We start from the raw sequence: 26,807 nt of genomic DNA on the forward strand, positions 1-26,807 counted from the left end.
CATGAGAATTTATATATGAGTTTTTTAAGCAGCCGAGTCATCACTCTTGCCCGATAAAATTATAATAGTAAGTTCTGTTAAAAACCACTTCACCTTTTTCCAATCGCAATTGCAAATATTAACGGGTTGATTTAAATCATTATCATATACTCATCACTGGTTATATATAACAACTGCATCCCATGACAATTTCCAAACTCTTATTCATCATATTTGCGCTATGGTTTACATTGTTTCTTGCCTATTTTTGGTGGAAAGTGGCACTAAAAGGATGGGTTTATAAATTTTTCCTGTATAGAAGAGGTATCGTTACCACAGCAGAAATTACCTATTTCCTGGATTCACTGATCAAAGTTCAATATCGCGCAATGTTCTATGTAAAGCTGAAATTTCACACGGCTACACAGGAAGTAAATACGGATAATATTAAAATTTTTCTAAGCAAAAATGAAATTCATCGATATTGTGTAGGTCAAAAGGTTAAAATCAAATACGATCCTAAAAACTTAAAAAACATTTCAATTATAGGTGTAATTACCTAGATTTTAAGTGATATAAATTAAAGAACTGAATTTGTGCTCTGTTATTTAGAGTTCATATTCTAATGTCTTTAATAGACTGCCCTATTAATTCAGCAATAATTTTTGGCGATTTCTTTTGAAATAAAGATATGAACCTAATTCTAATGCGATAAAATAACTCATATTTCTTAAAATATCGACAATAAAACCAGACTGTCCAAAAATTAAATCTGTAGAAAACAAAAAAATGATTAAGGCTAAATGTAAAAAGAGATGTTGTTTAACCTTATTCTCTGGCGCACTTTTAGCATTTATATAACCAATGCCCATTATTCCTAAAAATATTACAATAACACCGATAATCGTTCCAATATGCTCCAATTGCTGTTGTGTAGGGTCAAAAATAACATAGTTAACAATCGTTGCTAAAATGCAAAGGCCAAGAAATGAGGTTATTGTATTCTTGATGTAGTAATTCAAATTCACTTTTGAACTTCTTATAAAATTTCAATTAAATCAGAATAATACTCAAATATGGAATCTAAAACAAATAAAAAGCCCACATTTTCATGCAGGCTTTAAAATTTTTTGCAATTATACGCTTAGCATTCTGTTAATGGTTTCCACAACATTTTTAGATGTCACTTGTGCCTGTAAATCCAAAAGACGTGCTTTTACTTCGGTACGTTGTGGTTCTGCCAAGGTGTACCAACGTGACAAAGCCTGAATCATACGGGAACCCACAATCGGATTTTTGCCATCCATCAGTTTGGTTAAATGTACAAAATGATTAACCCCAACTTCACCCCATAAATTTACAGGACGAGAGGATAAGCCACCTGTCACCGCACGAATACGGTTTGGCGTACCCAAATCATAATCTGGATGAGAGGTCAGACCTTCAATCAAGGCTTGATCTGCATGGGGATGCGCTGCCTGAATCATAAACCATTGGTCAATGGCCAAGGCTTCATCTTTAAAGCGATCATAAAAATCCTGTAAAACCTGTTGTGCTTGTGGTGCATCATTCCAGACCAATACACGTAATGCACCCAAACGCTCAGTCATATTCAGGGTATTGTGATATTGTGCATCAGCCAGATCAAATACCTGTGTATCCCCAACCCGTGCAAGCATGCTTAGGGCGATATTACGTAGTGAACGCACACCCATCGCCTGACTAAAATCAGATTGGGCATCTGGATCAAGGGTTTGATAACTATTTTTCCAGAAATCGCCCAAATGTTTTGCCACAGCATTCAGTACAGCTTCACGTTTTTCTTCAATTGCTACCGGACGATAGTCCACATCAATACGACTGGCTAAATAGCTTTCACTAGGAACATCCAGTAATCGTGATGCCAGCAAAGGATCAGTATTGACCAATTCCACTACAGTTTTTTGAATTGCGTGAAGATAGATATCAACCGGGTGATCTTGCAATAACACCCGTTCCAGCAAAGTTTGTGTTGCCTGCCACTGGTTAAAACCATTACTTTCATGTTGTAACAAAAAGGCAAGTTCTTCATCACTATAGGCAAAGTTTAAATTAACTGGTGCAGAGAAATTACGTAGCAGTGACAATACTGGTTTACGACTCACATGCTTAAAGGTGATGCTTGCACTGTCCTGTTCAAACAGATAAACACCATCTTTAACCTGATTCTGGAACAGATCCTCACACTCTAATGTCAATTGTTCGCCAGTCTCTGCATCAAACAATGCCAATGCCACAGGGATCGGCACGGCTTTTAAATCAGGATATTTGGCATGTGGCTTTACACTTTGTTTTAACTGTAAGGTATAGGTTTGTGCAGCAACATCATAATCCGCCTGAACATCCAGCACAGGTGTACCCGGCTGGTTATACCATGTTAAAAATGCAGATAAATCCACGCCTGAACCCGCACTTAAAGCCGCGACCCAATCTTCTACAGTCACCGCTTGCCCATCATGACGACGGAAATATTCATCAGTCCCTTGACGGAATTTTTCTTTACCCAGTAAAGTTGCCATCATGCGGGAAATTTCTGCCCCTTTTTCATAGACAGTTGCAGTATAAAAGTTATTAATTTCCACAAAATGATCTGGTCGTGCCGGATGCGAAAGTGGACCTGCATCTTCTGGGAATTGATGTGATTTTAATACCGCAACATCGTCAATACGCTGTACCGCAGCCGATTGTAAATCTTCTGAAAATGATTGATCACGGAATACGGTTAAACCTTCTTTCAAACAAAGTTGAAACCAGTCACGACAAGTGATGCGGTTTCCAGTCCAGTTATGGAAATATTCATGGGCAATTACCGACTGTACCCGCATGATGGCTGCATCTGTGGTCACTTCCGGATCGGCAAGCACACAAGAGGTATTAAAAATATTTAAACCTTTATTTTCCATCGCCCCCATATTAAAGGCACTGGTGGCCACGATCATATAATTATCAAGATCATAAGGACGGCCATAATGCTCTTCGTCCCATTTCATGGAATCTTTTAAGGCCTGCATGGCAATCTGACATTTTTCAATATCTTTGGCTTCAGCATAAATCTCAAGTGCCACTTCTCGCCCTTCAATGGTGGTATAGCGATCTCTTAAAACTTCCAGATCACCAATCACACAGGCAAATAAATAACTTGGTTTTTTGGTCGGATCCTGCCACAACGCATAATGACGTCCCTCACCTGCTTCACCAGTTTCCAGTAAGTTACCATTGGCTAGTAGCACCGGAAATTTTTTATCGGCTTCAACCCGTGTTGTAAACACCGATAACACATCTGGACGATCAGGATAAAAAGTGATTTTTCGGAAACCTTCCGGCTCATTCTGTGTAACAAATAAATCCTTGCCCGCCAGATATAAACCTTCTAACTGGGTATTACTTTCTGGATGAATGATGACTTCTATTTCTATAACCGCATGATCAGGTGCATTTTTGACGAGCAGTTGTTCACTGTCTAATTGGTATTGCTCTTCACTTAAAGGCTGTCCATTGACACGAATCGATTTTAATTCCAGATCTCGCCCCAACAGGATCAAATCACCTGCATGCTGCCGTTGTACTTCAAGTTTACTACTGACGATCGTGTGATCATCAAACACACGAATATCCAGTGCAATACTGTCCACTGCAAAAGCAGGCGGTGTGTAATCTTTTAAGTATACAGTTTCGGGTACACTTGGCGCATTGACAGCAATATTCATCATCATTCCTTATTATTTGATAACCCTATTAAGATAGGGTCAAGGATACAGCTTTTAAAGGTGAATGTGCATTAAAAGCTGTGAAAGCTTTTACATACTTTGCAATAACATACAAGGCTTATGCCAATCTCACGACAACAATATCCAAAATCTTCGCTTTTAAGTTACACTAGTGGGAGAAAAAGGATGAAATCAACCCCATGCCCGAACTAACCCAAATTTATCAGAAACAATTGGATGCTAGCCAGCTTTGTCCGGTCTGTAAAGCAGCAATGTATTGGGTGGAAGGCGAATTTTATCAGCAGGCGCTTAATTTTCATCAATGCAGCCATTGTGAACACTGTATTTTTTATGGTGAACAAGCGCAGCAATGCCATTGTGATGCCTGCTTAAAAAGCCGAAAAAAACAGATTCAGCAAACCCGTTTTAGTGAACGCAAGGAAGAATGGCAAAAAAAACGTGAACAACAGGATAATGTCGAATTTTTGCTAGACAGTTTAAGCCTGATCGACAAGTTATTTCTGCTTAGTCTGCTTGACGGTATTGTCGATGAACAACATCCACATGATGAATTTATTAATTTTGAGCATTATTATCCGCTACAGATTGCACCGAGTTATCAATTATTTAAATTCTTAAAGCAACATTTTATCAAACATTATTATTTGCTTTCACAGCAACAAGGCAGTGAAAAATATTTTACCAATCTCAGGCTACATGGCTATCGCGAACCAAGTTTACTCAGCATCACCCAGCAATTACGTGCATGGTTTTATCAGGATTTTACTCAAGGTGTGCCTTATAAGGACAGTGAAGAAGTTAAGGAAACACTATTGATTCTGCTCTCTCATGAGATTTTAAATTTTTGCCAGCATCGTTGCCAGAAATGGCAAATCCAGTTTTATGGTAATCAGCAGTTTATTGATTATTGCAAACAATTATTAAACGATCTGGCAGTCACACAGATTTTCTTCCTAGCAGATAAAGCGCTTAACTATTTACACGATAAACAATTACTGGAAGCTTCCAATCAAAATTTTGTCAATACCAACCGCTTGCGCAAAACCCTGATGCAATATCGTGAACGTGGCGAACAGGAGCACTGGGAAACCTCAAATCTGGCACGCCCTCATGATATGCCGTACAGCCAAATGAGTTATATTTTTATTGATCGTTTATTAAAATTTGAAGATAAAGCTTTTAAACAACCGATCTGGAAATGCTGGCAGGATATTTTGCCAAGATTACGTTTCTTTACCGAACGACATTGTATTCACTGTGGCAGTAAAGAACTGGTCATTGAATATAGTACACAGGAATATGTATCGTTTAGTTGTTTAAGATGCAAACAACAGGATCATTATTTTATTAAATAACGCAAGAGGCAAAATAAATGTATAACAAGACCGATATCATTCAACAGATACAGGATTTATGGCAAAAACTACAAGATCAACAGCCACTGGTACATTGTATTACCAATAGTGTGGCCAGTAACTTTGCTGCCAATGTGCTGCTTGCGATTGGTGCCTCACCTGCCATGATTGATAATCCCTTTGAAGCAGAACAATTTGCACAGATTGCAGGTGCATTAAGCATTAATACCGGCACACCAACTACTGAACAAACTCAAGCCATGTTTAAAGCAGTCAAAGGTGCAAATACCGCAGGCACTCCTTGGATACTTGATCCTGTGGGATATGGCGCTATTTTAAACTGGCGTAGTGAAACAGTTGATGATTTACTCACCTTTCAGCCACATATTATTCGTGGTAATGCTTCGGAAATTGCAGCATTGGCAGGAAATCAAAGTTCAGCCAAAGGTGTTGACAGCACATTACAATCCGATCAGGTACTGCAACATGCACAATCCTTATTAAATAGCAGTCCTTGTATTGCGATTTCGGGAGCGACGGATTATATCCTAAGCCAAGAATTTGGCATCATTGCCATTACAGGCGGGAGTGTGTTACAGCCCAAAGTGACTGCCATGGGCTGCGCTCTGGGTGCGGTATGTGCAGCCTATCATGCGGTGAGTCAATCCAGTGCCTTGGCTGCCATCGCTGCACATTGTCATTTTGCGCTGGCGGCCCAAAATGCTGCTGAACAAACACACGGGATTGGTTCTTTTCAGGTGGCTTTTTTAGATGCCTTAGATCAACTTAGACCTGAAGATTTTAACCATATTGATCTAAAGCACATTGATCTAAAGCATAACCAGTTAAATTCATTCTGATTGTGATCAATAACTTGTAAGATGCGTTATTTCTCAGGTAAATATTGCGCTAATTCGGCCACACTTTCCAATACCAGATCAGGCTGAATTTTGGATTCGGCATGATAACTTGCACGATATTTCCCTGTTTTTACCAAAGCGGCAAAAATCTCCAGTCGCTGTGCACCACCCACATCACTATCGATATCATCACCAATCAAAATTGCCTGATGTGCGGAACACTCTGCCGAGGCCAATACTTGCTGGAAAAAAGCGATTGTTGGCTTACCCATAATCAAAGCAGTTTGATTTGATACATATTCAAGACCGGCCACAAATAGTCCAATATCGACTTTCAAACCTTCTCGTGTTTGCCAGAATTTATTTTTATGCAACGCAATTAACTTTGCCCCTTGATTTAAACAATTAAAAATCCGGTTAAGTAAATCAATATTCCAGCCATTACCAATATCACCAATCACAACAAAATCAGGGTGTTGTTGATCTTGTTCAAACTCGGAAAAATCTGCCTGAATATTTTCGGAAACCACGGTCCAGATTTTAATTTTTCGTCCTAGATTGGTTTGTTCATCACGCAAATATGTACGGCTGGCTTCAGATGCACTCAAAATCTCGTTTTGCTCAACCTGAATCCCCACGTTTTCAAGCTGTTCAACCAACATAGCCTGACTCTTGGTCGTGGTATTGGTCATAAAACGAATGGCATAATTTTGATCACGTAAGGTCTGTATCAATGCCCTTGCACCGGCAATTTCCTGACCATCTACATGTAAGGTGCCATCGATATCAAAGATAAAAAGTTTTAATTGGACAGGTAAATGCATCATTGTCTTACCCCGATTGATCAACAAACCCTATCTTAGTAATTTTAATGATTTTTTTACAAGTATTTATTTATAACGAAATGTGTGATTATTTTTACAAATCTATTATTAATGATACTTTTTATGCATTACAAAAGTTAGAATTCCAAAAAAAATTATCTATGAAAAAATAATGTAATAGCTAAAGGAGCAGAACATGCATATACGACAATTATCAAACAACTTACAAGTGAGTTCTATGGGTTTTGGCGCAATGGGGCTTAGTGAGTTTTATGGAGAAGTAGATGATAATAAATCTTTGGAAGTATTAAATAAATTACTTGATCTAGATATTACATTCATTGATACAGCTAATATATATGGAGATGGACATAATGAGCGCCTTATAGGATATTTTTTAGCAAATTTAAATAAATCTGATCGTCAAAAATTTACCATAGCGACTAAATGTGGAATTGATCGTATTCAAAAAGGAAACTACTCTCGTTCAATAAATAATCATCCAGAATATATAACCCAATGCTGTAATGAATCTTTACAAAGATTAGGAGTTGAACGTATAGATTTATTTTATTTACATAGAGTTGATAATAATATAATTGAAGAAAGCATGGATTGTTTAGCAAACCTTGTTAAACAGGGAAAAATTCATTATGTAGGACTATGTGAAGTATCTGCTCCTACATTGCGTAAAGCACATTCTATTTTTCCAGTAACAGCATTACAAACTGAGTATTCATTATGGACTAGAGATGTTGAGGATGAAATCCTACCCACAGTTGAGGAACTTGACATAAGTTTTATCCCTTATTCACCTTTAGGTCGTGGTTTTTTAACAGGAAAGTATATTAATAATAGTGATTTTAGTCCTTCTGATTTTAGAAAAAATAATGAAAGATTTTTACAAGAAAATTTGGAACATAATCGCGAAATATTAAATATTTTAACGCCTATAGCAACAAAGTACGAGGCTACAATTGGGCAAATTTCACTTGCCTGGCTTTTGGCGAAATATCATAAAATCATTCCTATACCGGGAACTAAAAACATAGAATATCTTATAGAAAATAGTAAAGCAGCAGACTTACGACTTGATAAACATGATTTAAATATTTTAAATGATAGCAAATTTAATTTTAATGTTAGAGGTCATCGTTATAACTCTGAAGGAATGAAAGGAATTAATGTTTAATTAGATATTACAAACCTATTATTAATTTTTGGGGCTGTACTAGATAAGATTTAAATTCCAGTCCAAAGACGTAAAATTTTGAGTTGCTGCTTTGGGCTCCCATAGTTAAATCTAAACTCACATTCCTTAATAAACAAGTAAAAAGAATCTTTAGGAATTCCATTGTATTTTCTAAGTGTTCTCTTCGCCTGATTCCAGAAGTTCTCAATGCCATTGATGTGATTATGCCCATTGGCAAACTGATTTGAATGGTTAATTCTGTAATGACAAAAACCTGCAACATCCAAGGCGTTATAACTATGCCAATGGTCTGTATAAACAATACTGTCAGGCGTAATTTTCTTTGAAATTACAGGCAGTAAGGTGCTTGATTTGGTATCTGGAACAATAACGGTATAGACCTTGCCATTTCGCTTTAGTAGTCCAAATACGATAACCTTACCTGCTGCACCTCTACCTCGCTTCCCTTTGCGTGTACCACCAAAATAGCTTTCGTCCAGTTCAATCTCACCATCAAGTATTTCAAGAGTCTCTTGCTCTAAATAATAAGAGATGATTTTACGAATTTTGGTATAAAAGAGAGCAGCAGAATTAGGATGTATTTCCAGCAAATCTGCTGCTGCACGTGCTGTTACTTCTAGCACAAAAAATTCAAGTAATTTAAGCTGTACTTTCTTACTTAATTTACAATTAGTTAGTTTCATTTCCATAGATTAACATAATGCTAATCTAGTACAGCCCCTAATTTTTTTTACATCAAAACTATAATTTGATTTAACTAATGCACCATTAAATCAAATTATTTTAAAGTAAAATTAATAAACTTTAGTTAAACAAATGACTACTTATGAATAATTTTTAAATAATATTTATACTATATACATCAGTCTTAATTAGCTATATTATATCTGAACTTTTACTTAGATAAATTTATTATCTTTCATCACATTAAAGCCAAATAAAGTATATTCCATTATTTTAAATAAAACTATTTTTTATTGATCAAAAAATCTAATGTAGAAAGAATATTTTCTCTATTTTCATCAATTTTAATTGCTGCATAAACATCAATATTTAGAATTTTAGAAGCATCATCGGTTAAACTTCGATAGCAAAGACCTTCCTGGAAGAAATTACAAAGAGATTGAGGCATCAATGCAAAACCTTTTCCTCTTGAAATTCTTCCCAACATGACTAATGAATCATCTGGTTCCTTTATCCTCTTTAAATCAAATGTTAATTTATAAAAATATTCTTCACATTTATCATAAAAGGCTGCATTAGCATTCCTAGAAAACCAATAAAGAGGTAAATCTGAAATATCTTCTAAACAAATCTTTTCATTTATACTTGCAGGATGATGTGCTGGTAATACAACTAACAATGGTTCTTGATAAAGCCATTTAAATAATATATCTCTCTCTTTTAAAAAATTTCTTTCCCCTATTAAAACGATATCTAGATTATTTTTTATTAAACTATCTAATAGTTGATTCGATGTAAAATTCTGGCTTAATAAATCCTCTGAAATATCAAGTTCTTTTATTTTATCATATATTTCAGGAATATTTTCAAAATTCAAAGTCCGAGTATATCCAATACGTATTTGTTTTTTATCAATAAAAACATCTTCTACTAATAGATCAATTTTTTTAAGAATATATTTAACTTTCCGCACTAATATGTGCCCAGCATTTGTTAAATAAACCTCATGGGTATTCCGGATGAATAATTCCTGTCCTAGAAGATCTTCTAGACCTTTTATCTGCCTTGTCAAAGGTGGTTGAGTCATATTTAATCGTTCAGCCGCTTTCCTGAAATTGAGTTCTTCCGACACGACCAAAAAACATTGTAATTGTTTGATTGTTGGCAAATTTCTGCTTATTTTCTTTTGAGGAAACAACATTATTTTTTCTCACCAATTTTACTTAAATTTGATCTACTCTAAAACTATATATTAGAAATGATGTTCTGTAAAACTTCCTATAGCACAGTTGGTGATACTAATATTGAATTACACATTTAAAAATTCCACTTCTGAAAATTACTGTTAAATTTATTTTTAAATAATCAATAACCACCGGAGCTTTTTATGTCATCTAAGTATATTTTAATTTCCAGTGTCTATCTAAAAGTAAATATCTCTGAAATTAAATTAATTGATTTTAGCAGCGCTTTTTAAATAACAGGTCATCTATATGAAATCCCCCAATATATCTCAAACCGTAATGACGATTAAATCATGGCTGGCTTTAATTATTCTTGCCATATCGACATTTACTATCGTAACAACAGAATTAGCTCCTGTAGGACTGTTAACACCTATGGCGAAGGGTCTACTTGTTTCAGAATCTGAAATTGGAATGACAGTCTCACTTTATGCCTGGGTTGGAGCATTCAGTGCATTGTTAGCATCAATATTCTTAGGTAATGTTGCAAAGAAACGACTTTTGCTCATTCTAACCATAATTTTATTTTGCTCCAATATGATGACTGCTTTGGTTGATTCTTATACTATTTTATTAATCGCCAGAGTTATTGGTGCTTTGGCACATGGATCATTTTGGGCAATGATCGGTGCTACAGCTGTGGCAATTGTACCAACTAAATATATAGGAATAGCAACATCAATAGTCTTTGGGGGCGTATCTGCGGCGAGTGTATTTGGTGTTCCTCTTTCAAATTATATAGGAATTACTTTAGGATGGAGGGATGCTTTTTGGTTTATGTCTGGTTTAAGCATCATTTCATTCACTGGTATTTTGATTTTAATTCCTCAAATTACGTCTAACAGTACTATAGGATTTGATGCTTTAAAGAAAGTTCTTAAATCTGGGACATTATGGAAAATTTATGCTGCAACTCTCTTGACCATCACAGCCCATTTTGCTGCATTTACTTACATAGAGCCTTGGCTACAAACACAGTCAAATCTTCATATAGAACTCATACCATTCATATTATTTGCTTTCGGTTTAGCTGGACTATTTGGTAATTTTATTACAGGTGTGGTTATTGATAAACATCTTAAATTAACCGTTTCACTTTCCATAATATTAATTTGCGTTGTATTTATTTTTATTGGCCTGAATCAAAATAGTTTTACACAAATTGCTATTTTCTCTTTGGTAACCATTTGGGGATTAGCTATTTCAGGGATATTTGTAGGTTTTCAAACATGGGTTTTAAAGTTATCGGGAGACGATGTATTTCCCGCATCTTCTCTATACGTATCTTTTTTTAATATTGCAATTGGACTAGGCGCAACGTTAGGGGCATGGATCGTTTCAAATTATACACTTTCTACTTTATATATTAGTGCAAGTATCATCATTGGGCTATCTATCTTATTGGTAAACCTTATTCCTGCCTCGGCAAATAACCCAAATATTCGTATGGACAAAACTTATGAAACAAATTGATGAATTAACACAACATGGTCAAGACATTATGGATAAGTTAGAAGATGGACTTGCAGAAAGAGTTACAAAAAGCTTAGGTGAATTAGATGAGGGGCTTGCAAAACTGATTACTGATTATGCTTTTGGTGCTGTAATAGGACGTCCTGGTCTGGATCTAAAAACCAGAGAAATGTTAACAGTTGCATCTTTAATTTCTCTTGGGAATACAAAACCCCAGCTTGAATTACATATGAGAGCTGCATTAAATGTAGGCGTTACGCCAAAGGAATTACTAGAAATTGTAATACAAATGGCAATTTATGCTGGCGTTCCAGCATGTATGAATGGCATTACAGCTTATAAAGCTGCTTTACAGCAAACAAAACTTAGCTAGTTTAGCTTTGCTGTATGAAGTTGATCCCCGTTTAATTCAATAGATCCCAATATAATAATATCGGGATCTTGGGCGTTATAAATTAAATAATTTAAACTGTAATTTTTGAATCAAAACATGTAAATCGATGAATTAATCATCCATATGCTTCACAATCGCATCACCGAATTCAGAACAACGCAGCAATGTTGCCCCGGGCATCAAACGTTCAAAGTCATAGGTCACGGTTTTTGCTTCAATTGCACCTGAAACACCCTTGATGATTAAATCGGCAGCTTCAATCCAGCCCATATCACGCAGCATCATTTCCGCAGAAAGAATAATCGAACCCGGGTTGACTTTGTCCTGACCAGCATATTTCGGAGCTGTACCATGTGTAGCTTCATACACTGCAATTGCACCGCCAATATTTGCACCTGGTGCAATTCCGATACCACCAACTTCTGCGGCCAGCGCATCAGAAATATAGTCACCGTTTAGGTTTAATGTTGCAATTACAGAGTAATCTGCCGGACGCATTAAAATTTGTTGCAGGAATGCATCTGCGATGACATCTTTAATAATAATGTCTTTACCATTTTTCGGGTTTTTAATTTTTACCCATGGACCACCATCAATCAGCTCACCACCGAAACGCTCAACAGCGAGTTCATAGCCCCACTCTTTGAACGCACCTTCGGTATATTTCATGATATTTCCTTTATGTACCAAGGTCACAGAAGGTTTATCATTATCAATCGCAAACTGAATGGCCTTGCGTACCAGACGTTGTGTCCCCTCTTTAGAAACAGGTTTAATACCGATTCCACAATCTTCGGGGAAACGGATTTTTGTCACACCCATTTCTTCTTTTAGAAACTTAATGACTTTTTTCGCTTCGGGAGAATCTGCTTTCCATTCAATCCCTGCATAGATATCTTCCGAATTTTCACGGAAAATCACCATGTCTGTTAATTCCGGATGTTGTACCGGAGATGGCACACCTTCAAACCAGCGTACAGGTCGCACGCATACATATAAATCTAATTCCTGACGTAAAGCGACATTTAAAGAACGAATCCCACCGCCGACAGGGGTAGTTAATGGCCCTTTAATTGAGACAATAAATTCACGCAATGCTTCAAAAGTTTCTTCTGGCATATAGGTGCCATAAATTTTGTCTGCTTTTTCGCCACAATACACTTCCATCCATTCGATTGAGCGTTTACCACCGTATGCTTTTTGCACAGCAGCATCAACAACTGTTTTCATTGCAGGCGTAATATCCACACCAATACCATCACCCTCAATGAAAGGAATGATTGGATGATTTGGAACATTCAATGATAAATCTGCATTCACAGTAATTTTGCTGCCATCCTCAGGCACGACGATTTTCTGATAACTCATTATGCTAGTTCTCCTTATCCCTATTATGTAGCTCATAAATGAAAAAATAATTGTCGATAAACAATACATTCGACTTTTCATCACGCATAATAGCTTAATTGAATTAAATCATTTTTTGAGATTTATATGAGGAATAACAACATTTCTCATATAAATAAAACTCAATATTTTCTATGGTTAGCTGAAAGAAGAAGTCATGTTTTATGAAAATTGTCATCCTTAATAAACCCTATGGAGTCCTCTCCCAGTTTCGTCCAGACGAAGCACACATGACCATATCTGACTTTGTGCAAGATCCAGATTTACGTTTGGCGGGTCGTCTTGATCTAGACTCTGAAGGTCTGGTGTTTTTAACCGACCATGGTGGTCTAAACCAGTTTATTACCAATCCTGCAAATAAAAAGTACAAAACCTATTTAGTTCAGGTGGATGGCGATGTTACCGAAGAAGCACTCGAGCAATTGCGCAAAGGGGTTGAATTAAAAGATGGCATAACATTGCCGGCCAAAGCAGAAAAAGTTTCAGAACCTGAATGGTTATGGGAACGTAATCCACCTGTCCGCTATCGTGCCAATATTCCAACCTCTTGGGTTGAAATTTCAATTTGTGAAGGTCGCAATCGTCAAGTTCGTCGGATGACCTCTGCTGTCGGTTTTCCAACTTTACGCCTTATCCGCACCCAAATTGGTTCCATTGATCTGGTCTCATTGGCTTTACAACCGGGTGAACATGTAGAAATTGAGCCCTTGCTCTATCCTGACTTTAAAGATATTCCTGCCGAGCAGCCCTATCGAGCGCGTTCATATGTAAAAAAACCGGGTGGTTCAGGTGGCAAACCCATGCCACAGAAAAAGAACAACGTCGAGAAAAAAGATAGCGAAAAGAAAAAGTCTGGTACAAAACGTATCTGGCAAATGGAAGAAGGTGAAAAGCCACGTCGTAAAACCAATGGCACAACTCGCCCCAATACCAAAAGCCGTGGCCGTAGAGCACGTTAATTTCTGAAGATTAAACACAGGAAAGCTCATCACAGTGGGCTTTCTTCCCCATCTCTTTTATCTTTCTATGACCTAATTTATCCGTATAAATTGTAAATTGACGACAAAATCTACAAGTAAAAAAACCGGTGCATTTGCACCGGCTCTAAGTCATATCACAAAAATATGAACTCAACTTAGATTACGCATCAACAGTTGCCAAAACAGTATTGAAAGTCGCACTTGGACGCATCACAGCGTTTACTTTGCTTTGATCAACAGCATAGTAACCACCAATATCAGCAGGTTTACCCTGTACATCGGCAAGTTCAGCAACAATTTTCTGTTCATTTTCAGCCAGTGCCTTAGCAAGCGGTGCAAACTTGGCTTTCAACTCAGCATCTTCGTCCTGTGCAGCAAGTGCTTCAGCCCAGTACAATGACAGATAGAAATGACTGCCACGGTTATCAATCTCACCAGTACGACGAGATGGAGACTTACCATTATCGAGCAACTTACCAGTTGCCTGATCCAGTGTCTTGGCTAACAGCTTCGCACGCGCATTGTTTTCCTTGATCCCCAGCTCTTCCAGAGAAACAGCCAATGCAAGGAACTCACCCAGCGAATCCCAACGCAGATGGTTTTCTTCAACCAATTGCTGTACATGTTTCGGTGCCGAACCACCCGCACCTGTTTCGTACATACCGCCACCAGCCATTAATGGCACAATCGACAGCATTTTTGCAGAAGTACCCAATTCCATAATCGGGAACAAGTCTGTCAGGTAGTCACGCAGGATGTTACCGGTTACAGAGATAGTATCAAGACCGCGTGCCACACGTTCAAGCGTATAACGCATTGCACGTACCTGTGACATGATTTGAATATCCAGACCAGTGGTATCGTGATCTTTCAGGTAAGTTTGTACTTTTTTAATCAGTTCGTTTTCGTGTGGACGATACGGATCCAACCAGAAAATAGCCGGCATACCAGAATTACGGGCACGCGTTACGGCAAGTTTTACCCAGTCACGGATTGGTGCATCTTTCACCTGACACATACGCCAGATATCACCAGCCTCAACATTTTGAGACATCAATACTTCACCCGTATCAATATCTGTGATATTGGCAACACCAGCCTCAGGAATTTCAAAGGTCTTGTCGTGTGAGCCGTATTCTTCAGCTTTTTGTGCCATCAGACCAACGTTTGGCACAGTACCCATCGTTTTCGGATCGAAGTTGCCATTCCATTTACAGAAATTGATCATTTCCTGATAGATACGTGCAAAAGTTGATTCAGGCATTACGGCTTTAGCGTCATACTGTTTGCCATCTGCACCCCACATTTTACCACCAGCACGAATCATTGCAGGCATTGATGCATCTACAATAATGTCATTTGGGGAATGGAAGTTGGTAATGCCTTTGGCAGAATCCACCATCGCCAATGCAGGACGGTGTTCCTGGCAAGCATGTAAATCTTCGATAATTTCTTCACGCAGCGATGTTGGCAATGTTTCGATTTTCTCATACAGTGCCGACATACCATTATTGACATTGATGCCTAACTCTTCAAAGAGTTTGCCATGTTTTTCAAATGCGTCTTTATAATAGATCTTCACACAATGACCGAATACAATCGGGTGTGATACTTTCATCATTGTCGCTTTAACGTGCAACGAAAATAAAATACCTGCTTCACGGCAATCTTCGAGTTGTTTCTCGTAGAATTCGCAAAGTGCTTTCTTACTCATAAACATCGAATCAATGATTTCGCCATCTAAAAGCGCAACTTTTGGCTTAAGAACAATGCTCTTACCATCGGTTGTGATCAGTTCCATCTTGACATTGCGTGCACGGTCAAGTGTCATTGACTTTTCACCGTGATAAAAATCACCATGTTCCATATGTGAAACATGCGTTTGTGACCATTGCTTCCATTCACTCATCGAATGTGGATGCTTTCTAGCGTAATTTTTTACCGCAGCAGGCGCACGACGGTCAGAGTTCCCTTCACGCAGTACAGGGTTTACAGCAGAACCCAGGCATTTGCCATAACGGGCTTTAATTGCTTTTTCTTCCTCAGTGGTCGGGTTTTCCGGATAGTCCGGAATAGCGTAACCTTTAGACTGGAGTTCTTTGATACATGATGTCAACTGCCCAACAGATGCACTGATATTTGGCAGTTTGATAATGTTTGTGTCTGGATCCTGCGTAAGATGACCTAGCTCTGCCAGAGTATTCGGAACCTTTTGCTCATCGCTTAGGTAATCCGTGAATTCTGAGAGCACGCGTGCGGCAACGGAGATATCTTTTTTAACGATATCAATGTCAGCTGGCTTAGTAAAGGTCTCTATGATCGGCAGTAGCGAATAGGTCGCCAATAGTGGCGCCTCATCAGTCAGTGTGTAAATGATTGTTGACTTTCCACCAGCCATATATAGCCCCTTGCTTTAAATTAAATTTTTAGAACCGAGCAAAGTACTCAATCCTGTGTACCGATTTGCTTAAAAACATAACCCCGAGAGTATCGACTCTCATGGGCTTACAGTCAACGATATATCTTGTGATAGTGACATTTCGCCAGGAAATACCATAGCCTATTCTGCTTGGCTTTTGTCTACATCTAGACTAATTGCTTAGAAATTTGAATTTGTATGCTATGGCATTATCTGCTATGTCAATCATCGCTATTATTATAACTCTTCAACTTTATAATATTATTACTATAGATTGCTTTGATTGACCGAACCCAATTGAAACTTAAAAATCTATGCTCAACAGGACAAAACCTCTATTGATGGTCAATATTTGATGAGGAAGAAGGATATTACATATTCATTAAACAAACATAAAATCAATTACAAAAAGTCAAACAATATAAACTTAATAATAGAAGCTTAAAATAAAATTGTTATTTAATCTTCATTATTTTTTTAATTACGCTCTTCCTCAAAATCAGAAGGAGATACAATTCAAGCCTTATGGAAAGAAAACAGATGCTTTGTGTTATATAAATTTCAAAGCATCGACGATCACACGAGTATTTTTTATTCTGCGACTTCAATAATTTCAAAATCGTGGGTAATTTCCACGCCACCATCATGTAGCATCTTACTGGCTGAACAATATTTTTCCGCAGATAGCTCAACAGCTTTGGCAACTTGTTTTTCTTTAACAGCTCGTCCACTGACAATAAAATGTAAATGAATTTTGGTAAAGACCGCTGGAATCGTGTCCGCACGCTCGGCTTGGAGTTCGCATTTTACATCAGTAATATCTTGGCGCGATTTTTTAAGAATTGTTACAATATCGAATGATGCGCAACCACCTAGCCCCAGAAGTATCAATTCCATTGGGCGAGCACCGCGGTTTTGTCCACCATACTCTGCCGAACCGTCCATAATTACCTCATGTCCACTCTCGGAAGTGGCTTTAAATGAGACATTATCTAACCATTGAACACTTGCTTGCATTGCAACTCCTACTAAAAAAATATACATTTCTATATCGGATTGTATAGTAGCATATCACCACTGTATACATATGACTTTATATGTATATCGTAAGTGGTTATTCTGTTTAAAAACTTGGGGTTAGTCATGTTCTCTTCTGATTTTTCTAAATTAAGTACTGATGCTTTGTCACCAGGACAATTACCTGATTCTGTAAAAGCCTTACTTAAGCGTGCAAAAATCAATCGTTTCCCTAAAAAAACAACTATTGTGCATGCGGGGACGGAATCCCATTCACTTTATTTGATTTTAAAAGGTTCTGTATCCATCATTATTGAAGAAGATGATACACGTGAAATTATTGTCGCCTATTTAAATGCAGGCGATTTTTTTGGTGAAATGGGCTTGTTTGAAGCCAAACCGCAACGTACTGCCGAAGTACGTACTCGTGAAGTATGTGAAATTGCCGAAATTGATTACGATACCTTCCACGAATTATGCCGTCAGTATCCGGACTTAAGTTATGCTGTATTTGCACAACTGGCGCGCCGTTTAAAAAATACCACGCGTAAAGTGACTGATCTTGCCTTTATTGATGTATCAGGTCGTATTGCCCGTTGCCTGATTGAGCTGGCAGAACAACCCGAAGCCATGATGTTGCCAAATGGTCGTCAAATCCGCATTACCCGTCAGGAAATTGGTCGATTGGTGGGATGTTCCCGCGAGATGGTAGGACGTGTTTTAAAAACCCTTGAAGAACAAGGCATGATTGAGACCGATGGTAAAGCAATCCTGATTTATGATAGCTCATTAAAGCCGACCGAATCCAATGAACCTGTTGCTGACGATTTTGATGAAGATGAGGAATAACCCCCATTAACTCTTTAGTCTCTATGCGTATCCCAGATCAGTAAACATCTACACTAAAAAACCCCGATCATCTAAATGATCGGTTTTTTTTCATCGATTTAAATTCTTGTGAATCAATTATAAGATTAAATTCATCGGACATCATAAAAATGACATCCGACTTGTTTTAAATCTTATTTTTTATCACCAGGAATTTTTGGATAGCTTACACCGCACATTTGCTCTGCAATACGCAATACTTGACAGCTATAGCCGACTTCATTGTCATACCAGACATAGGCAGTTAAATGTGTACCTGAAGCAATCGTTGCCTGTGCATCAAAGACACCTGCGGTACGGGAACCAATAAAGTCGCTTGATACCACTTCAGTTGAATTGGTATAGCCGATTTGACCCTGTAAACTTGAGAAAATGGAAATCTGACGGATGTATTCGTTAACTTCGTCACGATCAACTTCTTTTTCCAATGTTAAATTCAGGATTGCCAATGATACGTTTGGTGTTGGTACACGCACAGAGTTACCAGTCAATTTACCTTTAAGCTGTGGTAAAGCTTTGGCAACTGCTTTAGCTGCACCTGTTTCGGTAATGACCATATTCAATGTTGCTGCACGACCACGACGATCTGCCTTATGATAGTTATCAATCAGGTTTTGATCATTGGTGAAAGAGTGAACAGTTTCAACATGACCATTCAAGACATGATATTTTTCGTCCAATACTTTTAAGACAGGCGTAATCGCATTGGTCGTACAACTTGCAGCAGAGATAATTTTATCTTCATCTAAAATGTCTGCTTGGTTAACACCATACACGACATTCTTCATTTCGCCTTTACCTGGTGCAGTTAATACAACACGAGCAATTCCAGGACATTTTAAATGCTGGCTTAAACCTTCTGCATCACGCCATTTACCGGTATTGTCGATAAGTAAAGCGTTTTCAATACCATATTCGGTATAATCAATTTCACTCGGATTTGATGCATAAATCACTTTAATGAAATTACCATTGGCAATAATGGCTTCATTTTCTTCATCAATAGAAATTGTACCCGAGAATGAACCATGAATTGAATCACGACGCAATAAAGATGCACGTTTTGCCAAATCACCATCAGCAGTTCTACGCACAACAATCGCTTTTAAGCTTAAACCACGACCAAGACCAGACTGACCAATAATCAAACGTGCCAGAATACGGCCGATACGACCAAAACCGTAAAGCACCACGTCTTTAGGTTCACATGTTGGAGAGTTTCCTTCAATCGGCTGTACTGCTTTAGCAACAAAAGCGTCAATATCACCGCCCTGTTCTTTATATTCTGTAGCAAGTTTACCCAGATCAATTTCGGCAGAACCAATATTGTCGATTTTTGCCAACGCTTCTAGTAAAGGTATGGTATTTACGACAGACAATTCGACATCCATCATACGGGTAATACGATGTGCTTTTAAAATTTGAATCACGGAACGATTAACTAAAGAACGTCCATAAATGGTGGTCACAATATTTTTTTCACGATATAACTGACCAATTAATGCGATCATTCGCTCTGCAATTTCTTCGCGGTTTTTCCAACGACCTTGATGTTCTTGGTGTAGGGCGATGATAGTATCTTTACTCACGGAATACATCCTCTAGTGATTTGTTTAGCGTGAAACGCTCGTTTTAAAATGAGCATATTTTAATTGAAAATGAACATTTTTGAAATCTAAATGCAAATATTTTGCAATAAAAGTCTAGTATGTATTGAGATTACAAAGAAAAGTATACAAAGCAATGCATAAATTGCACCTTACTCATGTTTAACCGTAATCAAATCATTCAATTTAAAGCCGGCTGTTTTGGCAATATTCAAATATTCTTCCACAATACTCGAATCAAGTTGTGGAGACCGGGCAAGCAACCATAAAGATTTACGGTTTGAATTACCAATCAACACAACCTGCCCTTCAGGATCAATCTGCATGATCCAGTGGTGGCCTTTTCTTAAATATCTAAAGATGGAGGGCAAATATTTAATAAGAAACTTACTATTATCGGGTGCATTGACAATTTTAATATCGGCATGAAACTGGCCAATTCTACCTTCTTTGGTTTGATAGCGTAATTCCAGATTGAGATGATTTTCTGACTGTAAGGTATATTCCAAACGGATATTTTTAAATGAAGATCGTTCGGTCACAACAGGTTTTCTGGCAATTTCATACCAGTGACCTAAAAATTGATCCAAATCAACCTTCTTGGCGACAGCCATACTTCTTGGCCGAAGATCCCATAACAATTTCCCTGCACCTAACCCAATCAATGCGGCACCGCCTACCACAATTTTTAATACGCGTAGTCTTTTATTGGAAGAATGAGGAATTATTTCCATTGTTGCATGCGCTCCAGAGTATTTTATTTTACTATATTTCAACTATAGGTAAAATCGTGATGCTGTTCAACAAATAGCGCAGACAAATCATCTAAATTGTCAGACAAAACACTTTCTTTTATCCCAAAAGCTGCGCTTTTAAACGAAGAATTTCATCACGTAATCTTGCGGCTTGTTCAAATTGTAGATCCTTAGATGCCTTTAACATTTCTTTTTCCAGTTTATTAATATGTCGGGAGAATAATTTTGGATCGGCAATCAAATGCTGCTCATCGTCACTCAATACACGCGATTTTGCCGATAATGAGATTTCCTCATCTTCCTCATAGACCTCTCCAGTATCAATATCCTTGCTAATCTGACGCACGGTACTCCGTGGGGTAATACCATGCGCTTCGTTAAACTCAATCTGCTTGGCCCGACGACGATCCGTTTCATCAATCGCCTTTTGCATGGAATCAGTAATTCGATCTGCATAAAGAATCGCTTTACCTTTTACATTTCGAGCTGCCCGCCCAATAGTTTGAATCAATGATCGCTCTGATCTTAAAAAGCCTTCTTTATCAGCATCCAAAATAGCAACCAACGATACTTCTGGCATATCCAAACCTTCCCGTAACAGATTGATCCCGACCAGTACATCATGTACACCGGTACGCAATTCATGAATAATTTTGACCCGCTCCACAGTATCAATATCGGAGTGTAAATAAGCGACTTTAATCCCATATTCTTTTAAGTAACTGGTTAAGTCTTCTGCCATACGCTTGGTCAGTGTGGTAACCAAAACCCGCTCATTAATATCCTTGCGAATGTTAATTTCCGATAAGACATCATCGACTTGTGTCAACACCGGACGTACTTCAATTTCGGGATCAATCAAGCCCGTTGGCCGTACCACCTGCTCTACAATTTGCTCGGCATGTTCCAGTTCATAATGTGCAGGGGTCGCACTCACATAAATCGTATCTGGCGTAATCCGTTCCCATTCTTCAAATTTCATGGGGCGATTATCTAGCGCACTAGGTAAACGGAAACCATAATTCACCAGATTTTCCTTACGAGAACGGTCTCCTTTGTACATGGCACCAATTTGCGGAATGGTCACATGTGATTCGTCAATGATGAGCAAACCATCTTCTGGCACATAATCAAATAATGTCGGTGGCGCTTCACCTGCCTGACGACCAGATAAATGGCGGGAATAGTTTTCGATTCCATTACAATAGCCAAGCTGCTGGATCATTTCCAGATCATACCGAGTACGCTGCTCTAGACGTTGTGCTTCAACCAATTTGTCATGTTCTTTAAAAAAAGCCAATTGTTGCTTTAATTCGGTTTTAATCGTACCAACTGCTTTTTCTAGACTTTCCCGGGGTGTCACATAATGGCTTTTCGGATAAATCGTCACACGAGGCACTTTGCGTACCAGCTTGCCTGTCAATGGGTCAAACCAGCGAATCGAATCCACTTCATCATCAAATAATTCAATACGGATGGCATTTTGTTCGGATTCGGCAGGAAAAACATCAAGAATCTCGCCACGAATACGATAAGTCCCTCGAGTAAACTCGATTTCATTGCGACTATATTGCATCGCAACCAAACGACGAATCAGTTCATCGCGATTGATCCGATCACCTTCCACCACATGCAAGAGCATTTGCATATAGGCTTCCGGATCACCCAAACCATAAATGGCAGATACTGAAGCAACGATAATGGCATCACGTCGTTCCAGTAATGTCCGTGTTGCCGATAAACGCATCTGATCAATATGATCATTGATCGCCGCATCTTTCTCAATAAAGGTATCAGATGAAGGCACATAAGCTTCTGGCTGATAATAATCATAATAACTGACAAAATATTCGACAGCATTATTTGGGAAAAATGCTTTAAATTCGCCATACAATTGTGCAGCCAGCGTTTTATTATGCGCCATGATAATCGTTGGACGCTGGGTTTGTGCAATCACATTGGCCATGGTATAGGTTTTACCCGACCCCGTTACACCAAGTAAAAGCTGATTTTTTTGTCCGTGTTCCAAGCCTGCAACTAATTTTTCAATCGCTTGAGGTTGATCACCTGCCGGAGCAAAATCAGTAACTAAAACAAATGGTTGATTATCTTCACTCATAACACTCTCTACACACAATAATTCTTCTTACATTTAAATAGGTATTGCATTACATTTCTCAAATAACTTAAAATGATAAAAATTAACATTTAAAAAACACACGGCTACAAAATGATACATTTAAAAAATTTTCTCCTGTATTCATCATTGTTAATGCTACAAGCGTGTGGTGGAGGTGGGGAGATACAATCTTCGCCAATTGTGCTCAATAATAATATAGATGTATACATTTTAGGGAGTAGTACACTTGAAAACATGATCCCAGCACTCGAAAGCACTGCAAAAACCTATAATTACAACATACATAATTATGCTAAAGGTGGAGAGCAATTATATACTATGTGCCTAAGAATAGGTGCTTTTCCAGGCACTGTAAAATTTAGCAATAATAATTTATCCTCCAGCACAAAAAACTATTTCATAGCTGACTGGCCTCTCGATTACTCTCTAAAAACCTTTGATGCCGAGGTAAATAATATAAAAGGTCAAGTTGGAGCTGATAAGAATGGATATTATTTCCAATTTAATACCCCTTCATCAATATTAGTGGATACAAATATAAATTATCCGGTTCATAGCAGCATACCAACGACATCAAATAATGCTATCTTCATTGTAAATTTAGGTAAGAACAACTTCTACCAATCTAATCCTGAAATAAACACATCAGAATATATCATAAGTGAATCGAAAAAATGTATTAATTGGATTAGTGAAAATCTCACCAATAAAATCTTAGTAGTCGGATTCTTTAGTACAACACAAGCAAATGATAGCTTGATCAATAAAGTAAATACTGTAAATTCTTCTCTGTCTGACACATACAAAAACGCTTTTTATGATATAGAAAAATATATTGAAAGTGACCAAGTCTGGAGCGATACTAAAATAAAACCAACTAACAATGATCTAAGTAATCAAAAAAATCACATATTACCTTCTAGTTTAGCAAAAGATGCCTTACATGTTAATGAAACAATAAATATAGCATTGAGCAAAAAGCTACTTGATAGCTTAGCGCAGTTTAAATAACACAAATATAAACAATGGAAAACTATAAACCTATTCCATTAAGAGCAATAAATAAAAATGATAATCATTTTTATTTATTGCTAAATACAAATTTATTATTAAAATTATACACAAATATAAAATAATATTTACCTGAAATATATTTCAAAAATATTACATAAAGATATAATTCACTTTTTATATTTTAATTTTCTGATATGGTTGCTCAACAAAAGATAATTGGCTTGGATGCCTTACGTTTTTCCATGGCTGTTTTTATGGTTCTATATCATATACAACCACAAATTACCAATTCCTTACTAAATAATTTAACTTTTAATGGTTTCTATGCGACCAGTGTGTTTTTCATTATTTCTGGTTATATTTTAAGTTATGTATATGCAGAAAAAATTTTATCTAATCGATTCTCTAATACAATATTTTTGATTAAAAGATTTAGCGCTCTTTATCCTATTCATATTTTCACATTACTTATGGCATTGATTACATTATTTTTGATTATAATAATTTCAAAAAAAGAATTCCCTATAGAAATACCTATTCAAACACTTCCGTCTGTTGTTTCTAATGAAAAAATAAATTTATACTTTAAAAACTTACTATTTTATATTGGAGAAAGCTTATTTTTAGTTCAAGCATGGGATTATCGATATATTTTTTTAAATGGAACTTCTTGGTCAGTTTCCACATTATTTTTCTTTTACTTTACTTTTTCTTTTTTAGTTAAAAAAATATCTAAAATGAAAAATTTATTTTTCTTTCTTATTATAATTTGGTTCATATATTTAATGGTTCCAGTGTACTTTACTATTACACAGAATTATTCTTCAGATATAATCGGATTAATCCACCGCAATCCGCTACTTCGACTTCCAGAATTTATCGCTGGTATTGTTTTATATTTTTTAATTAATAAATATACATATTTTTTTGAGAAAAATTATATTTCATTAGGATTTATAGGTTTCTTTATTACATATTATTTAGTTAAATTTTCTCCAGAAAAGTGGTTTTATATTTCACATAATGGTTTATTTCTATTTTTCCAATTGGCATTAATCAGCAGTTTTTGTTTTTTTTCTTTTAAAAATAAAAATCTTAATTCCTTATTCTCACGTTTAGGTAAAGCATCTCTTTCAATTTATATGTTACATATACCATTACTTGAAATTTATCTTATAATATATAAATTAATTATAGGTTTTATATATTCAAACTCTTTATCAGATATTCTTATTATGGCAAAGTCTATTAAAAATATAGATATAATTTCAGCAATATTTTTTGTGATTATTTTAATTTTTATCAGTCTATGGATGCAAGAGAAAGTTTTTACCCCTTTACAATATAAACTTTCCAATAAACTTATTCATCTAAAAAATAAAATTACACAATAAATATTTATGGGTTAAATCTTTTGACTTGACCCATCATACATTTAATGCAAAAGTAACAACAATATATCACTATGTCTCACTATATTATGACTTATCTCTTCCACAACGAAACCATCACCGAGCAATTACCTGAACACCAGATCTTCGTTTTTGGCAGTAATCTGGCGGGCAATCACTGGAAAGGTGCGGCAAAAACAGCCAAAGAAAAATTTGGTGCAATGCAAGGTGTCGGTCGTGGCTGGTCGGGCCAAAGTTTTGCTATTCCTACACAAAATGAACATTTACAAGCCATGCCGATTCATCAAATTGCCCATTATATTGATGATTTTAAAGTTTATACCCAAAATCATCCTAAACTTACCTATTTTATTACGGCAATCGGTTGCGGCAGTACCGGTTTTCCTGTCGGAGATATTGCACCATTATTTAAAGGTATCTCTCAAAATGTGATCTTGCCACTACGTTTTAAACCCTATATAGAGGCTTAAAGGATTACAGCACTAAAAAGATATAATTCTTTAAGCACAAATATTTTCAACAAAAGTGTTGCTGTGCTAAGATTCCGCCACATTTTTACTTATTTTTTTCAATATAAAGTTATTGGAGCATTTCTTAAATGGCAGGTCATTCCAAATGGGCAAACACCAAGCATCGGAAAGCAAAACAAGATGCCAGTCGTGCAAAAGTCTTTACCAAATACATTCGTGAAATCGTAACAGCAGCCAGACTAGGTGGCGGTGATGTCGGCAGTAATCCACGTTTACGTGCAGTTGTCGAAAAAGCACTTTCTGTCAATATGACACGTGATGCCATCAATCGTGCCATTCAGCGTGGTGCCGGCGGTGAAGACAATGACGATTTGAATGAAGTAACCTATGAAGGTTATGGCGTTGGTGGTGTTGCTGTATTGGTTGAAACCATGACCGATAACTTGAATCGTACTGTCCCTGATGTACGTCATTGTTTTAGCAAAACCAATGGTAATCTGGGTACTTCTGGTTCTGTGGCCTATCTCTTTACCAAACGCGGTGAAATTTCATTTGAAGATTTATCGTTGGAAGATCAAGTGATGGATATTGCCCTTGAAGCAGGTGCAGATGATATTGAAGTGGATGAAGACGGTATTATTGTCATTACCTCTCCAGAAAACTTTGGTGCGGTTCAGGATGCATTGAGCGCAGCCGGATTAAAATCTGATAATGCCGAAGTTGTGATGAATCCATCCACAAAAGCTGAAATTACCGACATTGATCAGGCCAAGCAAATTATGAAAATGATTGATATGCTTGAAGATCTGGATGACGTGCAAAATGTCTATACCAATGTTGAATTCAGTGACGAAGTGCTTGAACAATTAGACCAATAAGTACCTGTCAATAAATTGCTTTGTCTT

At 37.0% G+C, this 26,807-nt stretch carries 21 protein-coding genes and 1 pseudogene; 11 read left to right on the top strand and 11 right to left on the bottom strand.

Translation table 11 applies throughout. The features are described from left to right. Positions 1-626: 626 nt before the first annotated feature. Both CAP51_RS07125 and pepN read right to left on the bottom strand, forming a co-directional pair. Positions 627-1,007, bottom strand: a complete 381-nt coding sequence (locus CAP51_RS07125) for a hypothetical protein (protein ID WP_087620064.1) — start codon at positions 1,005-1,007, stop codon at positions 627-629. A 108-nt stretch (positions 1,008-1,115) separates the two neighbouring features. Beyond that, on the bottom strand, positions 1,116-3,725 hold the full coding sequence (pepN, locus tag CAP51_RS07130) for an aminopeptidase N (protein WP_087620065.1): 2,610 nt from the start codon (positions 3,723-3,725) through the stop codon (positions 1,116-1,118). Between the two features lie 200 nt (positions 3,726-3,925). Here pepN and CAP51_RS07135 point away from each other — a divergent pair, with 200 nt between their 5' ends. Further along, complete coding sequence (locus CAP51_RS07135) at positions 3,926-5,101, top strand: hypothetical protein (RefSeq protein WP_087620066.1); 1,176 nt, start codon at positions 3,926-3,928, stop codon at positions 5,099-5,101. Positions 5,102-5,118: 17 nt separating this feature from the next. After that, positions 5,119-5,961: a hydroxyethylthiazole kinase gene (thiM, locus tag CAP51_RS07140; protein WP_087620067.1), complete on the top strand. Its 843-nt coding sequence runs from the start codon at positions 5,119-5,121 to the stop codon at positions 5,959-5,961. Positions 5,962-5,987: 26 nt separating this feature from the next. Here the strand turns inward: thiM and CAP51_RS07145 are convergent, their stop codons facing one another. Next, the gene (locus tag CAP51_RS07145; protein WP_213062679.1) at positions 5,988-6,788 is read right to left on the bottom strand and encodes a TIGR01458 family HAD-type hydrolase; all 801 of its coding nucleotides are present in this window, start codon (positions 6,786-6,788) and stop codon (positions 5,988-5,990) included. A 193-nt stretch (positions 6,789-6,981) separates the two neighbouring features. Between CAP51_RS07145 and CAP51_RS07150 the strand changes: the two genes are divergently transcribed. Beyond that, positions 6,982-7,977 carry an aldo/keto reductase gene (locus CAP51_RS07150; protein ID WP_087620068.1) on the top strand — a complete coding sequence of 332 codons (996 nt, stop codon included), beginning with the start codon at positions 6,982-6,984 and terminating at the stop codon, positions 7,975-7,977. A 50-nt stretch (positions 7,978-8,027) separates the two neighbouring features. Here the strand turns inward: CAP51_RS07150 and CAP51_RS07155 are convergent, their stop codons facing one another. Both CAP51_RS07155 and CAP51_RS07160 read right to left on the bottom strand, forming a co-directional pair. Continuing rightward, the gene (locus CAP51_RS07155; protein ID WP_087620424.1) at positions 8,028-8,681 is read right to left on the bottom strand and encodes an IS1595 family transposase; all 654 of its coding nucleotides are present in this window, start codon (positions 8,679-8,681) and stop codon (positions 8,028-8,030) included. 284 nt (positions 8,682-8,965) lie between these two features. After that, complete coding sequence (locus CAP51_RS07160) at positions 8,966-9,883, bottom strand: LysR family transcriptional regulator (protein ID WP_087620069.1); 918 nt, start codon at positions 9,881-9,883, stop codon at positions 8,966-8,968. A 292-nt stretch (positions 9,884-10,175) separates the two neighbouring features. Here CAP51_RS07160 and CAP51_RS07165 point away from each other — a divergent pair, with 292 nt between their 5' ends. Together CAP51_RS07165 and CAP51_RS07170 are read left to right on the top strand one after the other, a co-directional pair. Next, positions 10,176-11,399 carry an MFS transporter gene (locus tag CAP51_RS07165; protein WP_213062680.1) on the top strand — a complete coding sequence of 408 codons (1,224 nt, stop codon included), beginning with the start codon at positions 10,176-10,178 and terminating at the stop codon, positions 11,397-11,399. After that, positions 11,386-11,772 (top strand): carboxymuconolactone decarboxylase family protein, encoded by a 387-nt coding sequence (locus tag CAP51_RS07170; RefSeq protein WP_087620070.1) that lies wholly within the window; start codon positions 11,386-11,388, stop codon positions 11,770-11,772. The genes CAP51_RS07165 and CAP51_RS07170 overlap by 14 nt, the downstream gene beginning before the upstream one ends. A gap of 132 nt (positions 11,773-11,904) precedes the next feature. On the opposite strand, the gene icd is transcribed toward CAP51_RS07170, so the two are convergent. Next, entirely contained in the window at positions 11,905-13,161 is a 1,257-nt protein-coding gene (gene icd / locus CAP51_RS07175) for an NADP-dependent isocitrate dehydrogenase (protein WP_087620426.1), read from the bottom strand. 203 nt (positions 13,162-13,364) lie between these two features. On the opposite strand from icd, the gene CAP51_RS07180 reads away from it, so the two are divergent. Continuing rightward, positions 13,365-14,159 carry an rRNA large subunit pseudouridine synthase E gene (locus CAP51_RS07180; RefSeq protein ID WP_087620071.1) on the top strand — a complete coding sequence of 265 codons (795 nt, stop codon included), beginning with the start codon at positions 13,365-13,367 and terminating at the stop codon, positions 14,157-14,159. Between the two features lie 181 nt (positions 14,160-14,340). Here CAP51_RS07180 and CAP51_RS07185 read toward each other — a convergent pair whose 3' ends face one another. Both CAP51_RS07185 and CAP51_RS07190 read right to left on the bottom strand, forming a co-directional pair. Beyond that, positions 14,341-16,578, bottom strand: a complete 2,238-nt coding sequence (locus CAP51_RS07185) for an NADP-dependent isocitrate dehydrogenase (RefSeq protein ID WP_087620072.1) — start codon at positions 16,576-16,578, stop codon at positions 14,341-14,343. 612 nt (positions 16,579-17,190) lie between these two features. Beyond that, positions 17,191-17,616, bottom strand: coding sequence for an OsmC family protein (locus tag CAP51_RS07190; protein WP_087620073.1), 426 nt, complete (start codon positions 17,614-17,616; stop codon positions 17,191-17,193). 126 nt (positions 17,617-17,742) lie between these two features. Between CAP51_RS07190 and crp the strand changes: the two genes are divergently transcribed. Next, the gene (gene crp / locus CAP51_RS07195) at positions 17,743-18,465 is read left to right on the top strand and encodes a cAMP-activated global transcriptional regulator CRP (RefSeq protein WP_087620074.1); all 723 of its coding nucleotides are present in this window, start codon (positions 17,743-17,745) and stop codon (positions 18,463-18,465) included. Positions 18,466-18,638: 173 nt separating this feature from the next. Here crp and CAP51_RS07200 read toward each other — a convergent pair whose 3' ends face one another. From CAP51_RS07200 to uvrB, 3 genes are all read right to left on the bottom strand, one after another. Further along, positions 18,639-20,093 (bottom strand): glyceraldehyde-3-phosphate dehydrogenase, encoded by a 1,455-nt coding sequence (locus tag CAP51_RS07200; protein WP_087620075.1) that lies wholly within the window; start codon positions 20,091-20,093, stop codon positions 18,639-18,641. Positions 20,094-20,263: 170 nt separating this feature from the next. Then, the gene (locus CAP51_RS07205) at positions 20,264-20,845 is read right to left on the bottom strand and encodes a lipocalin family protein (RefSeq protein ID WP_087620076.1); all 582 of its coding nucleotides are present in this window, start codon (positions 20,843-20,845) and stop codon (positions 20,264-20,266) included. A 118-nt stretch (positions 20,846-20,963) separates the two neighbouring features. Beyond that, positions 20,964-22,985, bottom strand: a complete 2,022-nt coding sequence (gene uvrB, locus CAP51_RS07210; protein ID WP_087620077.1) for an excinuclease ABC subunit UvrB — start codon at positions 22,983-22,985, stop codon at positions 20,964-20,966. A gap of 111 nt (positions 22,986-23,096) precedes the next feature. On the opposite strand from uvrB, the gene CAP51_RS07215 reads away from it, so the two are divergent. The 4 genes and pseudogenes from CAP51_RS07215 (at position 23,097) to CAP51_RS07230 (ending at position 26,780) form a co-directional block, all read left to right on the top strand. Beyond that, positions 23,097-24,017, top strand: coding sequence for a hypothetical protein (locus CAP51_RS07215; RefSeq protein ID WP_140404410.1), 921 nt, complete (start codon positions 23,097-23,099; stop codon positions 24,015-24,017). A gap of 197 nt (positions 24,018-24,214) precedes the next feature. Next, positions 24,215-25,414 carry an acyltransferase family protein gene (locus CAP51_RS07220; protein ID WP_087620079.1) on the top strand — a complete coding sequence of 400 codons (1,200 nt, stop codon included), beginning with the start codon at positions 24,215-24,217 and terminating at the stop codon, positions 25,412-25,414. A gap of 86 nt (positions 25,415-25,500) precedes the next feature. Further along, positions 25,501-25,896 (top strand): annotated as a pseudogene (locus CAP51_RS07225) (A1S_2505 family phage non-structural protein); the annotation flags it as partial. Between the two features lie 134 nt (positions 25,897-26,030). Continuing rightward, positions 26,031-26,780, top strand: coding sequence for a YebC/PmpR family DNA-binding transcriptional regulator (locus tag CAP51_RS07230; protein WP_087620081.1), 750 nt, complete (start codon positions 26,031-26,033; stop codon positions 26,778-26,780). Positions 26,781-26,807: the final 27 nt, after the last annotated feature.

Source organism: Acinetobacter populi (assembly GCF_002174125.1).
Taxonomy (GTDB): domain Bacteria; phylum Pseudomonadota; class Gammaproteobacteria; order Pseudomonadales; family Moraxellaceae; genus Acinetobacter; species Acinetobacter populi.

Coding starts and splice junctions, on each gene's coding strand:
- pepN (WP_087620065.1), bottom strand. CDS start 3,725: ATGAATATTGCTGTCAATGCGCCAAGTGTACCCGAAACTGTATACTTA.
- CAP51_RS07135 (WP_087620066.1), top strand. CDS start 3,926: ATGCCCGAACTAACCCAAATTTATCAGAAACAATTGGATGCTAGCCAG.
- thiM (WP_087620067.1), top strand. CDS start 5,119: ATGTATAACAAGACCGATATCATTCAACAGATACAGGATTTATGGCAA.
- CAP51_RS07145 (WP_213062679.1), bottom strand. CDS start 6,788: ATGATGCATTTACCTGTCCAATTAAAACTTTTTATCTTTGATATCGAT.
- CAP51_RS07150 (WP_087620068.1), top strand. CDS start 6,982: ATGCATATACGACAATTATCAAACAACTTACAAGTGAGTTCTATGGGT.
- CAP51_RS07155 (WP_087620424.1), bottom strand. CDS start 8,681: ATGAAACTAACTAATTGTAAATTAAGTAAGAAAGTACAGCTTAAATTA.
- CAP51_RS07160 (WP_087620069.1), bottom strand. CDS start 9,883: ATGTTGTTTCCTCAAAAGAAAATAAGCAGAAATTTGCCAACAATCAAA.
- CAP51_RS07165 (WP_213062680.1), top strand. CDS start 10,176: ATGAAATCCCCCAATATATCTCAAACCGTAATGACGATTAAATCATGG.
- CAP51_RS07170 (WP_087620070.1), top strand. CDS start 11,386: ATGAAACAAATTGATGAATTAACACAACATGGTCAAGACATTATGGAT.
- icd (WP_087620426.1), bottom strand. CDS start 13,161: ATGAGTTATCAGAAAATCGTCGTGCCTGAGGATGGCAGCAAAATTACT.
- CAP51_RS07180 (WP_087620071.1), top strand. CDS start 13,365: ATGAAAATTGTCATCCTTAATAAACCCTATGGAGTCCTCTCCCAGTTT.
- CAP51_RS07185 (WP_087620072.1), bottom strand. CDS start 16,578: ATGGCTGGTGGAAAGTCAACAATCATTTACACACTGACTGATGAGGCG.
- CAP51_RS07190 (WP_087620073.1), bottom strand. CDS start 17,616: ATGCAAGCAAGTGTTCAATGGTTAGATAATGTCTCATTTAAAGCCACT.
- crp (WP_087620074.1), top strand. CDS start 17,743: ATGTTCTCTTCTGATTTTTCTAAATTAAGTACTGATGCTTTGTCACCA.
- CAP51_RS07205 (WP_087620076.1), bottom strand. CDS start 20,845: ATGGAAATAATTCCTCATTCTTCCAATAAAAGACTACGCGTATTAAAA.
- uvrB (WP_087620077.1), bottom strand. CDS start 22,985: ATGAGTGAAGATAATCAACCATTTGTTTTAGTTACTGATTTTGCTCCG.
- CAP51_RS07215 (WP_140404410.1), top strand. CDS start 23,097: ATGATACATTTAAAAAATTTTCTCCTGTATTCATCATTGTTAATGCTA.
- CAP51_RS07220 (WP_087620079.1), top strand. CDS start 24,215: ATGGTTGCTCAACAAAAGATAATTGGCTTGGATGCCTTACGTTTTTCC.
- CAP51_RS07230 (WP_087620081.1), top strand. CDS start 26,031: ATGGCAGGTCATTCCAAATGGGCAAACACCAAGCATCGGAAAGCAAAA.